This window comes from Mailhella sp. (assembly GCF_057866825.1).
In genome coordinates, this window is record NZ_DBMAHT010000129.1 from 1 (window position 1) to 5,409 (window position 5,409).

Here is a 5,409-nt window from a genome sequence, read left to right on the forward strand (position 1 = left end):
CGTGGAAATCGAGCCTTCCTACTTCGACAAGACCACCTCCGGCGAGGTGCTCTTCCGCTTCAATTCCGACGCCGAACTCGCCTGTTCCGGTCTGCTCGGCAATCTGAAAAGCTTCATCACCCGAATCTGTTCCTCCATCGCGCTCATAGGCGTGCTGCTTTACAACTCGTGGCAGCTTTCCATTCTGGCCATCGTGATTCTCGTGGTGGCCGTGGCTCCGCTCACCAAGGTGAAAAAACTGCTCACCTCGCTGGTTTCGCGCAACAACAGCTGCATGTTCCAGCTCAACACCACCTATAACGAAACCTTTTCCGGCAACCGCACCATTGCGGCCTACAACCTTCAGGATCGCCAGAGAAAGCGCTTCAACGGCCTGCTCGACGACGTGTTCACCCTCACCGTGGCCATGACGCGCCGCACCGCGTGGATCACGCCGTTCATGCACTTCGTCATTTCCATCGGCCTCGGCCTCGCCATCGCGCTCGGCAGCTGGCTCATCGTGCAGGGCACCATTTCGGCCGGCAACTTCGTGTCGTTCATCACCGCGCTGCTCATGCTCTATACGCCGCTCAAGAACATTACCAACGTGGCGGTTTCGGTGCAGCAGTCGTTTCTGGCCATCGACCGCGTGTTCCAGATTCTGGAACGCCCCAAGGCGCTCAAGGAAAAGGAACATCCCGTGTCGCTGCCTGCCGTGAAGCGCAACGTCACCTTCGAGCATGTGTGCTTCTCCTACACCAAGGGCGTGGAAGTGCTGCACGACATCAATCTCGACGTGCGCGTGGGCGAAATGCTGGCGCTTGTGGGCAATTCCGGCGGCGGCAAGAGCACGCTCGTGAGTCTGCTGCCCCGCTTCTACGACGTGACCCGCGGCAGCATCAAGATAGACGGCGTGGACATCCGCGACTTCGGCCTCAACGATCTGCGTCAGCACATTGCCGTGGTGTTTCAGGACAACTTCCTTTTCGACGGCACCATCAAGGACAACATTCTGCTCGGCAATCCTTCGGCCACGGATGAAGACGTGCAGCGCGCCCTGCAGTGTGCCTGCCTTTCCGAGTTCATCGACTCGCTGGACAAGGGCGTGGACACCTACATCGGCGAACGCGGCATTCTGCTTTCCGGCGGCCAGAAGCAGCGCGTGGCCATTGCCCGCGCCTTCGTCAAGAATGCGCCCATCGTCATTCTCGACGAAGCCACGTCCGCGCTGGACAACAAGTCCGAAGAAATCGTGCAGCGCGCCATCGACAACCTCATGCGCGACAAGACCGTGTTCGTCATTGCGCATCGCCTGTCCACGGTGAAGAACGCCAACCGCATTGCCGTCATTCACGAAGGGCATCTTGCGGAGCTCGGCACGCACGAGGAACTCATGGCCATTCCGGGCGGTCAGTACCGCACGCTGTACAACATGCAGTTCAAGGCTCCCATTCATCACGGTGAGGTCGTGGAAAAGGCGGAAGAAGTCGCCTAGTCTCCGACTGCAACGTGCTTATGAAAAAGGCGGCGTACTTCACGCCGCCTTTTTTGCGCTCTGAAACGGGGAAGCCCGGCAGAAGCGCGGCGACGCCTGGGCGGTTCTTCGGCTGCGCGAAGGAACATCCGATGGACGGAACGCGCGGGGCAGGGTTCTGAGAAGTCCCTCGCCGTGAAATTCCCTCGCTGTTCGAGGGAACTTTCTCCACGCTGAATGTTCCTGCGCGCTTCGGGAGAACGAAGGCACGTCGCCGCCTTTTCTCCGAAGCGTCCGGCAGGTCGCCCCACGCTGCTTGAGAGACCGCAGCCTGTTCTGCCCGGGGGAAATGGCTGACGGGGAAGAGAGAACAGGGCCAGAGCGTCATTGCCGTGCGGCACATCGAACACGTGCGTCATGCGGCTCGCCGGGCGCGGAGGCACGCGGGGCGCGGCTGTTTTCACGCCGGGAGAGGGAAAACATGCTTTTGCGGTAATCTTTTTGCTCTGCGTCGGCTGTTTCCACGCGGGGACGGGAAAAACAGGACGCCTTGCGGAGGTCCGACGCTTTTTTTGGAGGAAAATCGGCGCGGATGTCGGCAGAAAGGGCGGCTTCGGAGGTCGGGCGGATTCGGGAGGACGGATGGGAGGTTTCGGGAAAGCCGCGCCAGTGTGCAGCAGTGTGCATCTGCGACAGCAAGGAAGGCTGTGCCGGAGATAGTCCCGAGAAGGCGCGGCCCGGTGTTTGCCGGCGTTTCCCGCAGCCTGTTTTTTCCCAGGGCCGGGAACGCCGACGCTTCGGACGAATGAACGGCGTTTCCCCCGGCGGGGGCCGTCCCGCGACGCCGGGAATAGACTCATGACGCCTGGCCAGTCCCGCAACGCCGGGCACGGAGGCGGGCGTCGGGGCGACATGCTCCGGCGGAAGCCGCGGAGGCGTCCTCAGCTCGCGGTCGTCATCGGATCGGCGGGCGTTTTGTTCAGCGATGCCTGCGGTTGTTTTCCGAGCGCGCGTAGAATTCGCGCTTGGCCAGATACATGTTTTTGTCGGCCTCGTTGATCTGTTCGTCGATGTTGCCGTGTTCCGAGCGCCAGGAAATGCCGTGGGCCACGGAAATATCGTCGTCGTGCATGGCCTGCACCGTGGCCTGCACCAGACCGTAAAAGGTGTCCTTGTCGGATTCGGCGTCGATGACGATGAATTCGTCGCCGCCGATGCGGTAGGCATTCTTGCCGAAGTGGCGCAGCAGATGTTCGGCCGTGCTCCGAATGAGCGCGTCGCCGGCCTGATGCCCGTGCAGATCGTTGGTTTTCTTCAGGCCGTTGAGATCGAAGTAGGCAATGCCGAGCCTTCCGCAGTCCCTGCCGTGCAGGCTTTCGCACACCTGATTGAATTTGTTTCTGTTGTGCAGGCCGGTGGAGAGATCTTCCACGTACATGTGAATGATGAAGGCGTGCTGTTCCTCGATTTGCTTTTTCTGCAGGGCGATTTGTTCCTGAAAGTATCGGCGGGATTCGAGCGACATTTTTTCCGGGAATCCGACGTCGCCTTCCTCCATTTCGTTGTAGGGATTGGAAAGGTGCAGATGACAGCAGCGGGGCCCCTTTTCGCTCCAGCGGAACACGGTGCTGATGCGCTGATGCACGCGCAGATACGTTTCGGAAGCGGGCGATGTGGACACCCACAGGGTTCCGGAACAGATGAAGATGTCCGGCTGGGGCTGAATGACGTCGTAATGTTCGTCGGCAATATTGCAATGGGGCACTTTGCCCGCAAAGGAACGCAGGGTGCTGGCCACCACGTCGGGATCGGCCGAGTACTCGTGTTCCGCCGTGCCTACCCAGCTGAACACGTCGTCGAGGTGGGCGATCAGAAGTTCCGTGCTGTTTTCGCCGTAATGCTTGTGCAGGAAAAGACTGGTCAGTTCCATGACCTGTCTTTTTTTCTCTTCGTCCGATGACGGGGCGTTCTTCATCGATGGATCCTCGTATTTTTCTAGGGTGCTGAAACAAAAAGTATTTTAGAAAGGCAGCTTATATTAATCATAATCACGCAGTAACAATATGATATTTTAGGGTACTGCCTTTTTATCATGTTGAATGCTGCGAGATCAACAAGTTTCAAAGGAGCAGACGAAAGTTTCTGTCTTTCAGAGACAAATTGCATGAACTGCGCAGGGCAAAAATTGTCGGCAGAGATTGTTTCTTCAATAAAAACATGAAGATGTGAAATGTATTGCGATGAGAGAACGGCGCGGCGTTCTTGCGGCCGGGGCGTGCGGATGTCCTGGGAGCGGAAGACGGACGGCGGCTCTTATGGGCGGCTCGGCGCACGAAGGCGCAGAAGCGGGGAGGGAAGACGGCATCAGCGGCCGGGAGAACGAAGCGGGGATCGGGGCGGCGGGGGTGAAGAGAGGGGCCCGCGGTCGTGACGCGTCGTGAAAGAAGGACGTCTTGGGGAAAGGGCGCAGCACAGGAGGGCGCGGTTGCGCGGGATGCCGAAGGGCGGTGCGGAAGGAAGGCGTGGGGAGAATCGGCGGAATGAGAACGCGGAGGCGAGCCGAAGGAGACGCGCATGGGCGGAACGCGGCACAACGTGCGCTGTGCTGGAGTTCTGCTGTACGACAAAAGGCCCGGAGTCATGCTGTCCGCCGCGGGCGCTGAAAGGATCCGAGGCGGCCTGCGGTTCCGTAGTTGCCGGAAACGTACATGGAAACAGGGGACGCAAACGAGCCGCCGGTTAAAGCAGGGGCAGGGGGAGTCGTTCTTGCCGGGCGCGGCGACGGAGATTTTGGGGAACAGCCGTTATGCGTTTGCGGCGCAGGCGTTGCGTCTGGAAGAATCTCTCGGCGCACATGAAGGCGCAGCAAAGAATGATATTCCTGTATCTATCTGTCTTTATTATTAATAATATAACGCTGGAAACCTTGCAGAGCCGTTAGTTTTGCCAAATTCTGGAGGATTTGGACGTTGATATTCCTACCCGTAGCGGTTAAAGTCGAAGTGTCGATACGATCAGTAAACGCCCGTAAATCTGTTTTTAGAATATTTTTCTGTTCAAGTAAAGCAGAATTATAGGGCAAAATTTAAAATTTTGTCTAATAGCCTGTTTTTATACTTTTTGCAGCCGGTTAGGGCCACCATGCAGGATGAAGTTTTAAACAGGGTGTTGGATGTCAGAACGTTGTTTGTCCTATGAACACTCTTGGAGAACGCATAAAACTGGCGCGGGGCGGCATTTCGCAGGAGGCATTTGCCCGGATTCTCAGCATCAGCAAAGGATCTTTGGGGTTTTATGAGCGGAATGAAAATCTGCCCAATGTGGAGGTCATACTAAAAATCTGTTCAAAGACCGGCGTGGGGCTGGAATGGCTTCTCATGGGCAGGGGGCCCATGCGTCCGGGCTGCGCGACGGAGGGGGCGCAGGCTTCGCAGGCGGAGGAATCTGCAGTGCCGGAGTCGGCGGTGCCGTCGTGCGAGCGCTGCGCCAGAATGGAAAGCCGGCTGGATCGTCTGGAGGACGAACGCAGGGAGCTTTCGGCGGAGAATCGTCGTTTATGGAAGGAAAATGCGGAGTTGCGCGAGCGCTGTGCGCGCTTTGAAGAACGCGCGAAACAGGAGGGCGTGCTGGCGTTTCTTGAGAAGGCGGGGAGAGTGCGTTCCGGCGACAGAACGGAAAACGGCTGACGGCAGGAAGCGGCCCCTGGAAGAGGAACGTGTTTTTTGCGGCATCCATCGACGTCGGATGCGGCTGCATCGGCGCCGGAAAGGATGAGAGAGGGGAAGGAGCCGTCATGTCCGGCGGCTCCTTCCGGCGTTGAAAAAAGAGCGCCGGGGAGAGAATCCCGGCGCCTGCGTCGTCAGCGGGTCATGACCATGCCCTGCTCTTCAAGATCAGTGTAGAGCATGTTCAGGGACTGCCTCAGTGCAAAGGGACTGATGGTCTTGTTTTCCAGG

The 5,409-nt window shown here is 58.3% G+C and carries 4 protein-coding genes; 3 read left to right on the top strand and 1 reads right to left on the bottom strand.

Translation table 11 applies throughout. The features are described from left to right. Positions 1-1,474: ABC transporter ATP-binding protein (locus ACZM96_RS09275; RefSeq protein WP_489488710.1), on the top strand; the 1,474-nt coding region annotated here is incomplete at its 5' end. Positions 1,475-2,432: 958 nt separating this feature from the next. Here the strand turns inward: ACZM96_RS09275 and ACZM96_RS09280 are convergent. Further along, positions 2,433-3,383 (bottom strand): GGDEF domain-containing protein, encoded by a 951-nt coding sequence (locus tag ACZM96_RS09280; protein ID WP_489488711.1) that lies wholly within the window; start codon positions 3,381-3,383, stop codon positions 2,433-2,435. A 644-nt stretch (positions 3,384-4,027) separates the two neighbouring features. Between ACZM96_RS09280 and ACZM96_RS09285 the strand changes: the two genes are divergently transcribed. Together ACZM96_RS09285 and ACZM96_RS09290 are read left to right on the top strand one after the other, a co-directional pair. Then, entirely contained in the window at positions 4,028-4,360 is a 333-nt protein-coding gene (locus ACZM96_RS09285; RefSeq protein ID WP_489488713.1) for a hypothetical protein, read from the top strand. A 287-nt stretch (positions 4,361-4,647) separates the two neighbouring features. Further along, the gene (locus ACZM96_RS09290; RefSeq protein ID WP_489488714.1) at positions 4,648-5,139 is read left to right on the top strand and encodes a helix-turn-helix domain-containing protein; all 492 of its coding nucleotides are present in this window, start codon (positions 4,648-4,650) and stop codon (positions 5,137-5,139) included. Positions 5,140-5,409: the final 270 nt, after the last annotated feature.